This is a genomic window from Sphingomonas taxi (assembly GCF_000764535.1).
Lineage (GTDB): Bacteria > Pseudomonadota > Alphaproteobacteria > Sphingomonadales > Sphingomonadaceae > Sphingomonas > Sphingomonas taxi.
Genome location: NZ_CP009571.1, coordinates 1,518,611 through 1,531,760, shown reverse-complemented (window position 1 = coordinate 1,531,760; position 13,150 = coordinate 1,518,611). Strand labels below are relative to the sequence as shown.

12 protein-coding genes are annotated in these 13,150 nt (G+C 68.8%); 6 read left to right on the top strand and 6 right to left on the bottom strand.

Annotated features, from left to right (window positions below):
* Window positions 1-22 precede the first annotated feature (22 nt).
* Window positions 23-457, bottom strand: coding sequence for a MaoC family dehydratase (locus MC45_RS06865; protein WP_169742563.1), 435 nt, complete (start codon window positions 455-457; stop codon window positions 23-25).
* A 183-nt stretch (window positions 458-640) separates the two neighbouring features.
* On the opposite strand from MC45_RS06865, the gene putA reads away from it, so the two are divergent.
* The 3 genes from putA (at window position 641) to MC45_RS06850 (ending at window position 4,733) form a co-directional block, all read left to right on the top strand.
* Window positions 641-3,592, top strand: coding sequence for a bifunctional proline dehydrogenase/L-glutamate gamma-semialdehyde dehydrogenase PutA (gene putA, locus MC45_RS06860; RefSeq protein ID WP_245640862.1), 2,952 nt, complete (start codon window positions 641-643; stop codon window positions 3,590-3,592).
* A 512-nt stretch (window positions 3,593-4,104) separates the two neighbouring features.
* Window positions 4,105-4,326, top strand: a complete 222-nt coding sequence (gene vapB, locus MC45_RS06855) for a type II toxin-antitoxin system VapB family antitoxin (protein ID WP_038661140.1) — start codon at window positions 4,105-4,107, stop codon at window positions 4,324-4,326.
* 38 nt (window positions 4,327-4,364) lie between these two features.
* Window positions 4,365-4,733 (top strand): PIN domain-containing protein, encoded by a 369-nt coding sequence (locus tag MC45_RS06850; RefSeq protein WP_342667018.1) that lies wholly within the window; start codon window positions 4,365-4,367, stop codon window positions 4,731-4,733.
* On the opposite strand, the gene MC45_RS06845 is transcribed toward MC45_RS06850, so the two are convergent.
* Window positions 4,684-5,892 carry a mechanosensitive ion channel family protein gene (locus MC45_RS06845; RefSeq protein ID WP_052075547.1) on the bottom strand — a complete coding sequence of 403 codons (1,209 nt, stop codon included), beginning with the start codon at window positions 5,890-5,892 and terminating at the stop codon, window positions 4,684-4,686. The genes MC45_RS06850 and MC45_RS06845 overlap by 50 nt on opposite strands.
* 11 nt (window positions 5,893-5,903) lie before the next feature.
* A complete protein-coding gene (locus MC45_RS06840) occupies window positions 5,904-6,920 on the bottom strand; it encodes a DNA topoisomerase IB (RefSeq protein WP_038661134.1) in 1,017 nt (338 codons plus the stop codon).
* 111 nt (window positions 6,921-7,031) lie between these two features.
* Here MC45_RS06840 and MC45_RS06835 point away from each other — a divergent pair, with 111 nt between their 5' ends.
* The gene (locus tag MC45_RS06835; protein WP_038661131.1) at window positions 7,032-7,598 is read left to right on the top strand and encodes a DJ-1/PfpI/YhbO family deglycase/protease; all 567 of its coding nucleotides are present in this window, start codon (window positions 7,032-7,034) and stop codon (window positions 7,596-7,598) included.
* Between the two features lies 1 nt (window position 7,599).
* Here MC45_RS06835 and MC45_RS06830 read toward each other — a convergent pair whose 3' ends face one another.
* From MC45_RS06830 to MC45_RS19520, 3 genes are all read right to left on the bottom strand, one after another.
* Window positions 7,600-8,634 (bottom strand): acyltransferase family protein, encoded by a 1,035-nt coding sequence (locus MC45_RS06830; protein ID WP_038661128.1) that lies wholly within the window; start codon window positions 8,632-8,634, stop codon window positions 7,600-7,602.
* A 262-nt stretch (window positions 8,635-8,896) separates the two neighbouring features.
* Complete coding sequence (locus tag MC45_RS06825; RefSeq protein ID WP_038661125.1) at window positions 8,897-10,255, bottom strand: putative O-glycosylation ligase, exosortase A system-associated; 1,359 nt, start codon at window positions 10,253-10,255, stop codon at window positions 8,897-8,899.
* Window positions 10,248-10,415, bottom strand: coding sequence for a hypothetical protein (locus MC45_RS19520; RefSeq protein WP_169742525.1), 168 nt, complete (start codon window positions 10,413-10,415; stop codon window positions 10,248-10,250). Before MC45_RS19520 ends, MC45_RS06825 begins: the two co-directional genes overlap by 8 nt.
* Before the next feature lie 742 nt (window positions 10,416-11,157).
* On the opposite strand from MC45_RS19520, the gene MC45_RS06820 reads away from it, so the two are divergent.
* The gene (locus MC45_RS06820; RefSeq protein WP_038666706.1) at window positions 11,158-12,393 is read left to right on the top strand and encodes a TIGR04063 family PEP-CTERM/XrtA system glycosyltransferase; all 1,236 of its coding nucleotides are present in this window, start codon (window positions 11,158-11,160) and stop codon (window positions 12,391-12,393) included.
* Window positions 12,390-13,118 (top strand): hypothetical protein, encoded by a 729-nt coding sequence (locus tag MC45_RS06815; protein ID WP_038661123.1) that lies wholly within the window; start codon window positions 12,390-12,392, stop codon window positions 13,116-13,118. Before MC45_RS06820 ends, MC45_RS06815 begins: the two co-directional genes overlap by 4 nt.
* Window positions 13,119-13,150 lie beyond the last annotated feature (32 nt).

The following is a 13,150-nucleotide window of genomic DNA, read 5'->3' as shown; positions in this document are numbered from 1 at the left end:
GTGGATATCCAGAAAACTTATATTAAACAAAGGCTTGGCTGATCCATTCGGCGATCAGCGCGGGCTTGTCCGCGCCTTCGATCTCGACGGTGAATTCGGTCGTCTGCTGATATTGGCCGGGTCGCTTTTCGTCGAAGGCGAGCAGGCGGAAGCGGCCGCGCACGCGGCTGCCCGAGCGGACGGGGGTGAGGAAGCGGACCTTGTTGCCCCCGTAATTGACGCCCATCTTCACGCCCGCGAGCTGCGGCGCGTCGGGCACGCTCGCGGCGAGCAGCGGCATCAGCGACAGCGTCAGGAAGCCGTGCGCGATGGTGCCACCGAACGGCGTCGCGGCGGCGGCGACGGGATCGACGTGGATGAACTGGCGATCGCCGGTCGCCTCGGCGAAACGGTCGATCATCGCCTGGCTAACCTCGACCCAGTCGGAGACGGTCTCGGTGCCGATCCGGTCCCGCATCTGGTCGGCGCTGATCGTCGTCACGGCAATTCCTCCGTTGGTTTCCGGCGCCGCCTTTTGGCGCCCGACATTTGGCGCTAGATGCGACGCATTCTCTAGGCGCGGGAGGGTGTCTCTCGCAAGCCTTGGCCGACCGAAAGCTTGAACATGTCCTCTGCCGTAACGTCCGATGCCCGCAAAACCATGTCGCAACTGTATCGGGCGAGCGAACCCGATGTTCTAAAACCGTTGCTCGACCGCGCCGCGACCTCGCCTGATTCGCGTGGGCGGATCATCGACCACGCCTCTGGCCTGCTCGCCGACCTGCGCGCGGCGCAGAACCGCGGCTGGGTGAACCAGTTCCTGCAGGAATATCGGCTCAATTCGTCGGAGGGCGTCGCGCTGCTCAGCCTCGCCGAGGCGTTCCTGCGCGTGCCCGATCCGGAGACCGCCGATCTGCTGATCGCGGACAAATTGGGCGACGCCGACTGGCGCGCGCACGCGGGCCAGTCGAACAGCAAATTGGTCAATACCGCGACCTGGGGTCTCGTCGTCGGCCGCGTGCTGGTCGGCGAGGGGCCGTCGGGGCCGCTGCGCCGGCTGATCAGCCGCGCGGGCGAGCCGTTCGTCCGCCAGGCGGTGGGCACGGCGATGAAGAAGATGGGCGAGATCTTCGTGATGGGCCGGACCATCGACGAGGCGATGCGGCGGATGCGCAAGCCCGACAACAAGGGCTTCACCGCCAGCTTCGACATGCTCGGCGAGGCGGCGCGCACCTTCGCCGACGGCCGTCGCTATTTCGACGCCTATGTCGGCGCGATCGACGCGGTCGGCAACGATCCGGCGGCGGGCCATTCGATCTCGGTGAAGCTGTCGGCGCTGCATCCCCGCTACGAAGTGGCGCGGTGGAGCGAATGCGTGCCGGCGCTGACCGAGATGCTGGAAGCGCTGGCGGTGCAGGCGGCGGGCAAGGGCATCGCGCTGACCGTCGACGCCGAGGAATCCGAACGGCTGGAGATGAGCCTCGACATCATCGGGTCGGTCGCGGCGCTGCCGAGCCTGAAGGGCTGGGACGGATTCGGCATGGCGGTGCAGGCCTATGGCAAGCGCGCACGGCCGGTGGTCGCCTGGGCGAACGCGCTCGACCGGGTGATGAACGTACGGCTGGTCAAGGGCGCCTATTGGGACAGCGAGATCAAGCGCACGCAGGTCGAGGGGCTGGCCGACTATCCGCTGTTCACCCGCAAGGCGGCGACCGACGTATCGTATCTGGCGGTGGCCAAGGACATGCTGGCGGCGGAAAACATCCGTCCCGCCTTCGCCAGCCACAATGCGCTGACCGTCGCGACGATCCTCGAATGGGCGGGCAATTCGCGCGATTTCGAGTTCCAGCGGCTGCACGGCATGGGCGACGGCCTGTACGAGCGGCTGGTGCGCGAGAACGGCTATCACTGCCGCATCTATGCGCCGGTCGGCGGGCATCGCGACCTGCTGGCCTATCTGGTGCGGCGCCTGCTGGAGAATGGCGCGAATTCGAGCTTCGTCCACCAGCTCGCCGATGCGCGGCTGAGCGAGGACGAGATCCTCGCCGACCCGGTGGCGAAGATCGCCGCGGTGGGCGGCGCGCGGCATCCGAGCATTCCATTGCCCAAGGACCTGTTCGCGCCGGGGCATCGCATTTCGCGCGGGCTGGACCTGAGCGACGTCGCGACGCTGGACGCGACGGTGCGGGCGGTGAAGGCGCCGCTCGCGCTCGGCGATACGCCGGCCGCGATCGCGGCGGAGGCGGGTGCCGCGGTAGCGGCAGCGGTCGGACGCGCGCAGGCGGCGTTCCCGAGTTGGTCGCGGACCCCGGTGGACGCGCGTGCCGCCTGCCTCGAACGGCTCGCCGATTTGCTCGAGGAGAATCGCGATCGGTTGATGGCGATCTGCGTGCAGGAGGCGTTCAAGACGATTCCCGATGCGATCGGCGAGGTGCGCGAGGCCGCCGATTTCTGCCGCTATTATGCGGGCGAGGCGCGCAGCCGGCTGCGCGCGGTCGAGCTGCCCGGGCCGACCGGTGAGCGCAACACGCTGCACATCGAGGGACGGGGCGTGTGGGCGACGGTGGCGCCGTGGAACTTCCCGCTCGCGATCTTCCTCGGCCAGACGGTGGCGGCGCTGGTCGCCGGCAACAGCGTCGTCGCCAAGCCCGCGCCGCAGACGCCCGAGATCGCACGTTTCGCGGTGGAACTGGCGCATCGCGCCGGGGTGCCCGAGGATGCGCTGGTGCTGGTGACCGGCGGGCCGGAGGTCGGCGCGGCGCTGACCGCGGACGTGCGCGTCGCCGGCGTCGCCTTCACCGGATCGACCGCGACCGCCAAGCGGATCGCGCGGACGCTGGTGGCGGACGACGACCGGCCGATCGTGCCGCTGATCGCCGAGACGGGCGGGATCAACGCGATGATCGTCGACAGCACCGCCTTGCCCGAACAGGTGGTGGCGGATGTCGTCACCTCGTCGTTCCGCTCGGCGGGGCAGCGCTGTTCGGCGTTGCGGCTGCTGCTGGTGCAGGCGGATGTCGCCGAGGCGGTGATCGAGATGCTGAGCGGCGCGATGGACACGCTGCGGCTGGGCGATCCCGCCGATCCGGCGACGGATGTCGGGCCGGTGATCGATCGCGCCTCCTACGACAAATTGATGGCGTATCGGGCGAGCGTGACCGAGCGGACGGTCAAGACGCTGGCGGCGCCGGCCGACGGATTGTTCGTGCCGCCGACGCTGGTGCGGCTCGATGCGATCGAGGATCTGGATCGCGAATGGTTCGGGCCGATCCTGCACGTCGCAACCTGGGAAGCGGGCAAGCTCGAGGAGACGATCGCGCGGGTCAACGCCAAGGGTTATGGCCTGACGATGGGGCTGCACAGCCGCATCGCCCGCGCCGCCGAGGTGACCGAGGCGGCGGCGGCGGTCGGCAACCTGTACATCAACCGCTCGATGATCGGCGCGGTGGTGGGGTCGCAGCCGTTCGGGGGCGAGGGGCTGTCGGGCACCGGGCCGAAGGCGGGCGGGCCGCATTACCTCTACCGCTTCTGCGCCGAGCGGGCGGTGTCGGTGGACACCACCTCGGCCGGTGGGAATGCGTCGCTGCTGTCGCTGGACGAAGGGGGGATTTGAGGGGCGGGGTGTTGCCGGAGAGAGCCGTTACCACGGATTGCAGAGCTATCGCATATGGCTGCGGCGATGAGGCTCGACTGGTTTTCTCATCAGGTTCGTCACCCCGGACTGGTTCCGGGGTCCACCGAGCCGCACAGGCATGGCGCCGTCTCCGGCCCCCCTCCTCGCCGCGGGGTGGACCCCGGAACGAGTCCGGGGTGACGGGGTGGGTGCGGGAACAGGTTGCCCCGAGCCCGGATGTATCCGCGATAGCGATGGTCGCTACGGGAGGGACGCCTGCCTGCTGATGCACCCCGGCGAAGGCCGGGGCCCTGTCGGGCGAAGGTTCGTAATGACTTACGATGGCTTTCCCAACTGGGCCCCGGCATCCGCCGGGGTACATCGGCTGTTTTGCAGAGGTCGAACGAGCTACAAAGAATTTGTCACGCGGAGGCGCCGAGACGTATCGCGTGGTGCCGCTCGGCGTGGTATATCCCTGCGGCATATCCCATGTATGCGGCGGAGAATACAGCATGACCCGTACGTCCCTGTTCCAGTCGAACCGGTCGCAGGCCGTGCGCCTCCCCAAGGATGTTGCGTTTCCCGAAGGCGTTCGGGAAGTGACGATCCTGCGTGACGGGGTCCGGCGCGTGATCGTGCCGGCGGATCGGGCGTGGGACGATTTTTTCGCCGCGCCGGGGGTGGAATTGGGCGAGCGCGAGCAGCCGGAGGATCAGACGCGCGAGGCGCTGTGATGCTGCGGTACATGCTCGATACCAATTTGTGCATCCGGGTGCTCCGCGATCGGCCGCAGGCGGTTGGCGAACGGTTCAATGCCGAAGCGGATGGCTTGTCGATCTCGACGATCGTGTTGACGGAATTGCTGCACGGCGCGGTCAAGTCGGCGCGTCCGGCCGAGAACCGCCGCGCGGTGGAGCGATTTGCGGCGCGACTTGAGGTCTTGGCGTTCGATGCCGAGGCCGCGGCGCACGCTGGCGATATCCGCGCCACGCTCGAACGTGAGGGGCGGTCGATCGGCAGCTATGACGTGCTGATTGCCGGCCATGCCCGCAGCCGTGGCCTGATCGTCGTCACCGGCAACCTCGGCGAATTCATGAGGGTGGATGGTCTGCGTTGCGAGGATTGGCTGCCGGCGAACTGACCGGCGCATCCGTCGCCGCCGCATAGGGCATCACCAATGTGCCGTCGGGGGCGGCGGTGTAGTTGGTTTGCGTCGGATAGGGGATGGAGATCCCCTCCGCGGCGAAGCGGGTCATGATGCCGACCATGATGCGGTCGCGCATCGGGTGGGCGGTGGCCCAATCGTCGCCGGGAATGTCGAATTGCAGCGCGAAGTCGAGGCTGGAGGCGCCGAACGTCTCGAAGCCGGAGCGGGCGACGGTGCCGCCCTCCGCCTCGACGATCTCGCGGAGCAGGGCCGGGATGCGCGCGAGCGTCTCGGGCCGGGTTTCGTAGGCGGCGCCGATGGTGAAGCCGATGCGGATGTGGTCGCGCACGCTGGTGTTCTGGATCTCCTTGTCGAGCAATTGCTTGTTGCTGATGACGCGCAGCTCGCCGGTGAAGGCGCGGATGCGGGTGCTCTTGAGGCCGATCGATTCGATGACGCCGCTGGTGGTGCCGTAGCTGATCTTGTCGCCGCGGCGGAACGGACGGTCGAAGATGATCGCCAGCGCCGCGAACAGGTCGCCGAAGATGCCCTGTGCGGCGAGGCCGATGGCGATGCCGCCGACGCCGAGACCCGCGACGAGGCCGGTGACGTTGACGCCGAGATTGTCGAGCACGACGACGAGCGCCACGGCGAACAAAGCGACGGTGACAAGCAGGCGGATGAGGCCCATCGCGCTGAGCAGCGCCTCGCCGCTGTAATGTTCGCTGCTGGTGCGATGCTCGATCGCGCCGAGGATCAGCTCGCGTGCCCAGATCGCCGCCTGGAAGACCGAGGCGACGGTCCACAGGAAATTGACCGTGGTGGCGACCTGGCTCGGCGCGCCGGCGTAGCCGACGACCAGTTTGGCGGCGAGCATGACGATGAAGAAATTGCTGGTGCGGGTGATCGCGCGGCCGAGGATCGTGCCCCAGCCGCGGCGGCCGACGTCCTTGCCGCACAATTTCCTGCCGAGCCGGCGCAGGCCGTGCAGCGCGATGACGATCACCGCGCCGATCGCGAAGGCGATGAGGATCTGCAACCAGTGGGTGTGCAGCCAGATCTCGCTGGCGGTGTAGAATTCGCCGACTTGGTTCTGGACGGTGTCGGCGTCGAAGATCGGCGCCTTGGCCGCGGCGGTGGTGTTGGCAGACATGACGGACCTTTTCAGGCGGCGGCCTTGAGGACGGGCAGCGCGGCCGGCGTTCCCGCTTCGAGGAACGCGATGAGGCCGCGTTCCTCGCGGCTGAGATAACGCGCCGAGCGCGGCAGGCGGAGCGCCTTGCGGAAGGCGCTCTGCCCCTTTTTCACGAGGTCGATGAGCGAGGGGTGAACGTAGCTCTTGCGCGCGATCGCCGGCGTGTTGCCGAGCCGCGCGACGACGGGTTCGAGCAACGCCTTGAGGCTGAGATCGGCCTCGGCCGAGGCGAGCGCCTCGAACGCGGTGACGCTGGCGCCCCAGGTGCGGAAATGCTTGGCGGTGAAGTCGCCGCCGCCGGCGCGGCGGATATAGTCGTTGACGTCGGACGAGGTGACCGGATGCGCCTCGCCGGCATCGTCGACCCAGGCGAACAGATGCTGTTCGTCGAGATCCTGCATCTTCTTGACGGTGGCGGCGAGGCGCTTGTCGGTGACCTGCATGTCGCGCTCCTTGCCCGACTTGCCCTTGTAGCGCAGCTTGAGCGTGTCGCCGCGGACGCTGCCGTGATCCTTGCGCAGCGTGGTCGCGCCGTAGCTCTCGTTCGCCTCGGCATAGGCTTCGTTGCCGACGCGGATATGGCCGATGTCGAGCAGCCGGACGACCGCGGCGATCGCGCGGTCCTTGCCCAGGCCGCGCGCGGACAGATCGGCTTCCACCCGCTTGCGGATTTTCGGCAGGCAAAGGCCGAAATCGGCGCATTTCTCGTATTTCGCCGCCTCCTGCGCCTCGCGGAAGCCGGTGTGGTAGCGATATTGCTTGCGACCCTTCTCGTCCCAGCCGATTCCCTGGATATGGCCGTTGGCGCGCGGGCAATACCAGGCGTCGCGATAGGCGGGGGGCAGGCCGACGGCGTTGAGCCGGTCGATCTCGTCGCGGTCGGTGATGCGGGTGCCGTCGGGGGCGAAATAGGCCCAGCCGTTGCGCACCTTCTTGCGGGTGATGCCGGGTTTCGAGTCGTCGCAATAGACTATTCGCGCTGCCACCCTTTGCTCCTTGTGTACGGGTCGTCCGAAAATGCGCGGGGGTCGCCGTCTGTTCCGGAACGTGCGGCGGGCGCGACTGTTGGTGCGTCGCATCCCCACAGGAGACATGACATGGCCGACCTTGCCCAAGCGCGCGTGCTGATCCTCGCCACCGACGGTTTCGAGCAGGACGAACTCTTCAAGCCGCGCCAGGCGCTGCTCGACGCGGGGGTGCAGATCAGCCTCGCCTCGATCAAGACCGATCCGATCCAGGGCGTCGTCAACGACAGCGAGAAGGGGGAGAGTATCACCCCCGACCTGACGCTCGACGACGTCGACACCGACGATTACGACGCGCTGTTGCTGCCGGGCGGCGTCGGCAATCCCGACAAGATGCGGTTGCAGGACCGGGCGATCGAGATCGTCACCGAATTCATGGAGGACGACAAGATCGTCGCGGCGATCTGCCACGCGCCGTGGCTGCTGGTCGAGGCGGACGTGGTCGACGGACGCCGGGTGACGAGCTGGCCGTCGGTGCGCACCGATCTGGAGAATGCCGGTGCCGACGTGGTCGACGAGCAGGTGGTGGTCGACGGCAATCTGATCACCAGCCGCAAGCCGGACGATATCCCCGCGTTCAACCAGGCGATCCTCGATGCGCTGGCGGAAGAGCTGGCCGAGGAGAGCGAGGAGGCGTGAGTCAGCGCGATTCCTCCCCCTGGCGGGGGAGGAACAGGCGGTTGACGTGGTGTTGCGCGGGGCGTTCGATCCAGCGGTACAAGGCGGCCGACACGATCAGTACCAGCAGCAGGTAGAGCACGATCAGCGGCGGGGCGAGCGTGGCGGCGGCGAGCGGGAGCTTGAACGCCTTCCACAGCAGGAAGTGCGAGAGATAGGTCGCGTAGCTGATCTCGCCGAGCCAGTGGAGGCGGCGGCCCTCGAGCGGATGGCCGGGGCGGCCGGCGGTGAGGGCCAGCAGCAGCAGGAGCGCGGCAAAGGTCGCGGGCGCGACGAGCGTCTCCGGCGTCCCGACCGCCCATGCGGTGGCGGTCGTGAGCGCCGCCGATGCCGGCCAGATCGCGCGTGGCTGGCGCAGGTAGAGCGCGGCGAGCAGCGTGCCGGTGCCGAATTCCGTCAGGCAGCGGGTGAGGCCGTGGCGGGGAATGTCCTCGCCCAAGGATGCGGCGCCGTGCATCGCGGTGTGGAGGGCGAGCAGGAGCGCGGTGGCCAGCGCGAGCAGCGCGACGCTCGGCAGCTTGCGCCAGTCGGCCGCCAGCGCGAGCAGCGGGAACAGCAGATAGGCGGCGAGTTCGCAGCTGATCGACCAGGCGGGGTCGTTCCAGCGCAGCGCGTCGGTGACCCCCCAATTCTCGACGAGCAGCAGGTGCAGCGGCAGTTCGGCGAAGGGAAAGGCGGGGTCGGTGCGGCCGGTCGTGCGGAGCAGCAGCGCGAGCGCCACCGCGGCGGCGAGCATCACCGCGTGCAGCGGCCAGATGCGGGCGATGCGCTTTTGCAGGAAGCGCGGGATGGCGGCGGGATCGCGCAGCCGCGCGTGCCAGCTCAGCCAGATGACGAAGCCCGACAGCAGGAAGAAGACATCGACCGCGAGATAGCCTTTGGCGAGTACCGCCTCGACGGCGGGCGGCAGGCCGGCGATGCCGCCGCGGATATGATAGAGGACGACCAGCCACGCCGCGATGCCGCGGACGCTGGTGAGCGCGCGCAATTCGGTCATCGGCGGGATGGGGTGCGCGCGGCTGCGACACGGGGTTCGTCACCCCGGAGATGATCGAGGCCTCCGCGAAAGTCGCCCAGTGCTCCTGCGCAAGCAGGAGCCCAGAGCCAAGCAAAGAAACGTCTTATGGCGTTCGGGACTCCTGGGCTCCTGCTTTCGCAGGAGCACTGGGTTGGTCTGCCGGTAGTCGGGACGTTCACCGAGGTTTCGCACGGGTCCGGGATGACGGATTGGGCTCGGTCCGGCCAGCGCAGGGGACGGGTCACGCCGTCACCGACCCTGCCGCGCGCGGCCGCCGCATCGGTGCCTGCGCCGTCTCCGCGCGGCGCCGGGCGAGGTAGGAATCGAGGCCGATCTGCGCGCCGATCAGCATGTAGACGAAGGGCTGGAAGGCGATCGCGATGAAGGCGGCACCGAGCAGATAGACGAGGTGCGCGGTCTGCAAGGCCGCCGCCAGCGGTCCCGCCCAGCCGAACGGCCTGGCGGGGTCGCGGTAGCGGCGGCGCAGCACCTCCATGCGGACGATGCCGATCAGGCTGATGCCCAGCCACAAGGCAAGGCCGAGATAGCCCTGTTCGCCGAGCATCTCGAAATAGGCGCTGTGATAGCCGCGCGCCTTGTCGGTGACCGCCTGGTCGGACACCGCGGGCGCGGGGCCGGCGCCGTCGGTCTTCTTGATCTCATAGCGGATGTGGTTGCCGCGATAGGCCTCGAACCCGCCGCCGAACGGATGCGCCTTGGCGTAGTCGATCGTCCATTGCCACACCGCGAGCCGGGTCGAGGCGGATTCGTCGGCGTCGTGGCTCTTGATCGTGCTCATCCGGTCGGTGAAGCTCGCCGGCAGGAACGGCACCGCGATCACCGCGGCGGCAGCGATCATCGTCAGATAGAGTACCTTGCGGCGCGCGTTGCGCAGCGACAGCAATGCGACGAGCACGATGCAGAGCAGCCCGGTGCGCGTCGAGGTGCCGATCGGGATCAGCAGGCAGGCGAAGATCAGGCACAGGCAGAAGCCCTTCACCTTCCAGTCGGGGCGGAAAATCGTGCCGTAGCGCATGAACCACGCGATCAGCGGCACGATCGCGATCGCGACGGTGGAGATGGTGCTGCCTTCGTAGAGGCCCGAATTGTTGTTCACCATGAGGTCGAGCTGGCCATAGCCGCCGCCGCCCGCCGCGGTCTTGATGCCGCCGACGATGATGATCGAGGCGGCGGACAGGATCATGAACAGCAGCAACGCCTCGATCCGAAGCCGCGTGCGCAGCGTCAGCGGCAGGAAGGCGGCGAAGGCGAGGCATTTCCACACCCAGTCCCATTTGTCCTTCGCATCGAGCGGAAAGTCGGCGCCGAGCGTGGTCGCCCAGCAATAGAGCAGCAGCGCGACGATCAACCCTTGCCGCGGCGTGAAGCGGCTGTCGCTTTTGTCGTCCATCAGCAGCCAGCCGCCGACCGCCAGCGCCACCGCGATCAGCGAGATCGGCACGGTGTTGAGCAGGATGTAGGTCAGTCGCTGCGGCGAGACGATGTCGATATAGACATAGGCGAGGACGAGGATGAACGGCCGCCGCAGCCCCATGCCGAAGATCGCGGCGAGGAAGGCGACGAAGACGAGGTCACGCACCGGGCCGGTCGTCCTCGGGCGGGTTTGGGGGGGGATTGCCGCGGGCGCGCCAGTGGCGGGGCGGCGGCGCTTCCGAATCGAGATCGGTGCGCTTGAGCAGCAGCCATGCGGCGAGCAGCATCAGCCCGTGGGTGAGCGCCAGCGACAGATTGTCGATCATCGGGTCGGGGCGTCTGCGGTCATCCGCCAAGCCTATGGGATGGTGGGGGTTGATGCCACGTTAAGTGCGTTGCGGGTCGGGGGGGGTAGAGGCGGCCGGCCGGGGGTGTGGGCTGTCCTGTATCGCTACGATGATGACGGGCGAGCCGCTTCCCCATCGTATTCGTCACCCCGGACTCGTTCCGGGGTCCACCGGTCCGCCGGGAAACGGCATGACGCTCAAGCCTTTCGCCTCGCCGCGGCGTGGACCCCGGAACACGTCCGGGGTGACGGGGGTGGGTTGGGAAAGGCCGGCGTTCCTCATGCGCAACTCTGCCAGTGCTCCTGCGGACGCAGGAGCCCAGGAGTCCCGGACGCTGTAAGCCGTTGCTCTGCTTGGCCTTGGGTTCCTGCGTTCGCAGGAACACTGTGAAAGGCGTGCCAAGGCTTTTTCAACAGTTCGCCTGCGCCGGGGTATGCAGCAGAGCGGCGGCGACACGTTTCGGGCGACGGGAAGAAGGGTGGTTCGCGCAGAGGCGCAGAGGCGCGGAGGCGCGGAGGTGTTGCGTGTGTCGGCGCCGTGGCGATCTCCATCCAGCCGAGAGAGCGGGCCACGCTTCACCATTCGCTCCATCTCCGCGCCTCCGCGCCTCTGCGCGAACATATCTTCTTCTTACACGAAGGTGTCGGCGGGGTCGCCCGAACCCAAAGGGACGCCACGCGGATTGACGCGTCCTTAAGCGGCTGTGGCATAAGCGTGGGTGATGCGTATCCTCCACGTCCTCGATCACGGTCTGCCGCTCCAGAGCGGCTATACCTTCCGTACGCGCGCGATCCTGAAGGCGCAGGAGCAGCGCGGCTGGCAGGTGGCGGCGGTGACCGGGCCGCGGCAGGGTGCGGTGGCGGATGCGGTCGAGGCGGTCGACGGGCTCACCTTCCATCGCACGCAGGCGGCGTTGAAAGGCGGTGTCGTCGGCGAGCTGGCGGGGATCGCCGCCTTCGCGCGGCGCATCGCGGCGGCGGTCGACTCGTTCCGGCCCGACGTGCTCCACGCGCATTCGCCGGTGCTCGACGCGCTCGCGGCGCTGCGCGTCGCGCGGCGGCGGGGATTGCCTTTGGTCTATGAGATTCGCGCCTTCTGGGAGGATGCCGCGGTCGGCAACGGCACCGGGCGCGACGGATCGGCGCGCTATCGCGCGACGCGGGCGCTGGAGACCTGGGCGGTGCGCCGCGCCGATGCGGTGGCGGTGATCTGCGAGGGGCTGCGCGGCGATCTGATCGCGCGCGGCATCGACGGTGACAAGATCGTCGTATCGCCCAATGGCGTCGACCTGACGGTGTTCGGCGCACCGGTGGCGCGCGATCCGGCACTGGCGGCGGAACTGGGGCTGGACGACGCGGAGACGATCGGTTTCATCGGCAGCTTCTACGATTACGAGGGCCTCGACGATCTGATCGCGGCGATGCCGGCGCTGGTCGCCGCACGGCCCCGTGCGCGGCTGCTGCTGGTCGGCGGCGGGCCGATGGAGGCGGCACTGCGCGCGCAGGCGGCGGCGTCGCCCGCGACGGCGGCGATCCGCTTCGTCGGCCGCGTGCCGCATACCGAGGTGGAGCGCTATTACGCGCTGGTCGACGTGCTCGCCTATCCGCGCAAGGCGATGCGCCTGACCGAGCTGGTGACGCCGCTCAAGCCGCTGGAGGCGATGGCGCAGGGCAAATTGGTCGCCGCCTCGGACGTCGGCGGGCATCGCGAGTTGATCCGCGACGGCGAGACGGGCACTTTATTCGCGCCCGACGATCCCGCGGCGATCGCCGGCGCGCTGGCCGGGCTGCTCGCCGACCGCAGCGGCTGGGACCGGCGCCGCGCGGTGGCGCGGGCGTTCGTCGAGCAGGAGCGTAACTGGTCGTCAAACATTTGTCGTTACGAACCGATTTACCAGCGGCTGACGGCGGCCGCGACAGTGGATGGATCATGGCAGCGTTCCCCGGCCGGTATATGAAGCGGTCTCACGTCACCGCATGGATCGCGCCCGCGGGCGGCGCGCTCGCCGGGCTCGCCGTAGCGGCGCTGTTCCTGCTGCTGCCGCAGACGACGCTGGAGGATTGGGTATGGCAGAGCGGCTTGCCCGCGCTGATCGCGGTGGCGGCGCCGCCGCTCGGCGACACGGCGCGTGCGGTGCTCGCGCTGGCCGGCGGCGGGCTGGCGGCGGCGGTGACGTGGTCGGCCTTGTTCCTGCTGTTCGGTGCAGGCGGACTGTTCGCGCCGAGGCCGGCGGCGGACGGCGGCGTACCGGTGCTGCGCCGGGCCGACGCGCATCCCGACGCGCCGGCACGCCGGCCGATGTCCGCCGCCGACCTCGGTACGCCGCTGCCGCCGCCGGCACCGCCGGCGAGCGACGCGGCGGCGGTGGCGCAGGAGGGTGCGTCGACGAGCGACGCGGCGTTGCCCGAGGAGCGCTCGATCCCGGCCGATCTCGACCTGCCGCTCGCCGCCTTCCACCCCGACGCCTTGCCCGAAGTCCCGCGCGAGCCGGTGCGCCCGGTACTGCCGCTGCGGCCGCCGGTGGTGGTGACCGTCGAGGAGCCCGTGGAGGCCGCGGACCCCGTCCCCGTCGCGGAGACGGCGGCCGAGCCCGAAGCGCCGCTTGCACCCATCGAGGTGCCATCGATCGAATCGCTGCTCGACCGGCTGGAGCGCAGCACCCGGCGACGCTTGCGCGCCTAGCCGCGGCGCCGCTTAGAATATCGGGTATCGTT

Bases quoted from the DNA above. Each gene is read 5' to 3' on its own strand.
- putA (WP_245640862.1), top strand. From the start codon at position 641: ATGTCGCAACTGTATCGGGCGAGCGAACCCGATGTTCTAAAACCGTTG.
- MC45_RS06830 (WP_038661128.1), bottom strand. From the start codon at position 8,634: ATGACCGAATTGCGCGCGCTCACCAGCGTCCGCGGCATCGCGGCGTGG.
- MC45_RS06845 (WP_052075547.1), bottom strand. From the start codon at position 5,892: ATGTCTGCCAACACCACCGCCGCGGCCAAGGCGCCGATCTTCGACGCC.
- MC45_RS19520 (WP_169742525.1), bottom strand. From the start codon at position 10,415: ATGATCGACAATCTGTCGCTGGCGCTCACCCACGGGCTGATGCTGCTC.
- MC45_RS06865 (WP_169742563.1), bottom strand. From the start codon at position 457: ATGCGGGACCGGATCGGCACCGAGACCGTCTCCGACTGGGTCGAGGTT.
- MC45_RS06835 (WP_038661131.1), top strand. From the start codon at position 7,032: ATGGCCGACCTTGCCCAAGCGCGCGTGCTGATCCTCGCCACCGACGGT.
- vapB (WP_038661140.1), top strand. From the start codon at position 4,105: ATGACCCGTACGTCCCTGTTCCAGTCGAACCGGTCGCAGGCCGTGCGC.
- MC45_RS06820 (WP_038666706.1), top strand. From the start codon at position 11,158: ATGCGTATCCTCCACGTCCTCGATCACGGTCTGCCGCTCCAGAGCGGC.
- MC45_RS06815 (WP_038661123.1), top strand. From the start codon at position 12,390: ATGAAGCGGTCTCACGTCACCGCATGGATCGCGCCCGCGGGCGGCGCG.